Source organism: Clostridium sp. (genome assembly GCF_051656525.1).
Taxonomy (GTDB): domain Bacteria; phylum Bacillota; class Clostridia; order Clostridiales; family Clostridiaceae; genus Clostridium.
In genome coordinates, this window is sequence record NZ_JBOGCC010000217.1 from 1 (window position 1) to 1,930 (window position 1,930).

Below are 1,930 nucleotides of genomic sequence, written 5' to 3' on the forward strand. Positions count from 1 at the left end.
TCATACTCTAATTCATAGTATTTTAATAACTCTTCTACTTCCTCTTCAGTTAAACCAAAATGATTAAAATCTCTATCTAAAATTGTTGATACTGCAAGATTGTTTAGTCCTGAAAATATACTTTCTTTAGCTACTCTTATTATCCCTGTAAGCACCGAAAACTCTAAATATGGATTACCTTTTAGTGCAGCACTTAAAAAGTTTCGAAAGAAAAATATTGCCTCTTATAATACCCTTGTGAGTGTGCTGTAACTAACGGTGTATCATATTCATCTATTAGTATTATCACTTTCTTCTTATATTTTTCATATAAAAATTTTGATAAATCTAAAATCGCATTTTCTTGGTTTTCTCTTTTCTTCTCCAAAGTTAAATTGTATTTATCATATTCATTTTGTAATAAAAGATGCAACTTATTTAAGCAAAGATCCCAATTATTAACTTTTATCTCTTTCAAACTTATATATATTACTGGATACTCTCCCATATATTTCATTTTATCTGTATTTGAAATAGCTAATCCTTCAAATAACTTTTTATTGCTATCTTTATCATCTATAAGTTCAGCATTGACATATTTAAAGTTTTCCCAAATCTTCTTGGCCTTGATAATAGTGTCACTTCTGATCTTTTATTCAATACTTCATCTATCAACATTGATTTATCTATAAAATAATAGTTTTTCTCTATTATTTTTTTAAAATCATCTATTCCCACTGGCAAACTTTTCTTAATCATGCTTTCACCTCACCATATATTTTTCTTATATTATACCATACCTTATATTTTTAAACAAAAAAAGTAGTGCATTCACACTACTTTAATCTATAGATACATTTACAATATATTTTCAAACAATAATTCATGTAAAAAATTCAACTTTTCATGTTATAAAAAATAATTTTTTATATTTCCATCTTATAATCATATTACAAATATTTTGATAATTAAAATATTTGTAAAATTATTATAGTGGAGGGATTAAAATGAAAAAATATTTATTTGTTATGTGTTTAGCACTTTGTGCAAACTCATATGCAGATAGTTTGGGAGGAGTTCAACTAGAAACCTCTCATATAACTGATAGCACTAGAAGTGGGGGTTCGGTATTTAATGTTGTAGAATCTAAAAATACAACAATAATTACTCAAGAAAAGATACAAGAAAAAAAATATGAAAATGTTGAAGCTATATTAAGAGAGGCTCCTGGAGTTATCGTACAAAATACAGCTTTTGGGCCTAGGATAGATATGAGAGGAAGTGGAGAAAAATCTCTAAGTAGAGTTAAAGTTATGGTTGATGGTATCTCTATCAATCCAACTGAGGAATCTATGGCTAGTTTACCAATTAACTCTATACCTGTTGAAAGTATAAAAAAAATTGAGATAATTCCTGGTGGAGGAGCAACTCTATATGGAAGTGGAACTGTTGGTGGAGTTATAAATATCTCAACAAATTCCAATGCTACAAAAAATAACTTTTTTATGGACTTAAACTATGGTTCATTTGATGACAGAGACCTTGGATTTGCAGGTGGATATAATGTAACAAAGGATCTATATGTAAATTATGGTTTTAACTACAGTAATAGTGAAGGATATAGAGAGGATGAAGAGAAAGAGAATAAAATTTTCTTAGGAGGATTTGACTATAAAATAAGTGATAAACATAAAATTCGTTATCAAGGTAGAAGAGGCAATGAAAAAGACAATGGAACAAATGAGGTTAATAAAAAAATATTAGCTGTAAATAGAAGAGCTCCTGGGTTGAATTTAGATGTAGATACAAAATCAGAGAGTAATGTTTTTGACTATGAGTATAGAGCTACAGATAAACTACTTTTTGGAGCATCATTTTTCAATCAAAAACAGGAACGTGATATATCTACTGAGAGTATAGATGATATTATAATTGAACTATCTGCTAGAAA

The 1,930-nt window shown here is 27.8% G+C and carries 3 protein-coding genes; 1 reads left to right on the forward strand and 2 read right to left on the reverse strand.

The window, feature by feature from the left end; all coding sequences use genetic code 11:
* Positions 1 to 193 precede the first annotated feature (193 nt).
* Positions 194 to 628: an AAA family ATPase gene (locus ACRDDY_RS10485; protein WP_438564902.1), complete on the reverse strand. Its 435-nt coding sequence runs from the start codon at positions 626 to 628 to the stop codon at positions 194 to 196.
* On the reverse strand, positions 556 to 738 hold the full coding sequence (locus ACRDDY_RS10490) for an AAA family ATPase (protein ID WP_438564900.1): 183 nt from the start codon (positions 736 to 738) through the stop codon (positions 556 to 558). Before ACRDDY_RS10490 ends, ACRDDY_RS10485 begins: the two co-directional genes overlap by 73 nt.
* Before the next feature lie 248 nt (positions 739 to 986).
* Here ACRDDY_RS10490 and ACRDDY_RS10495 point away from each other — a divergent pair.
* Positions 987 to 1,930: TonB-dependent receptor plug domain-containing protein (locus ACRDDY_RS10495; protein WP_438564901.1), on the forward strand; the 944-nt coding region annotated here is incomplete at its 3' end.

What these genes read in the sequence shown, in the direction of transcription:
- ACRDDY_RS10490 (WP_438564900.1), bottom strand. Translation starts at nt 738, where the DNA reads ATGATTAAGAAAAGTTTGCCAGTGGGAATAGATGATTTTAAAAAAATA.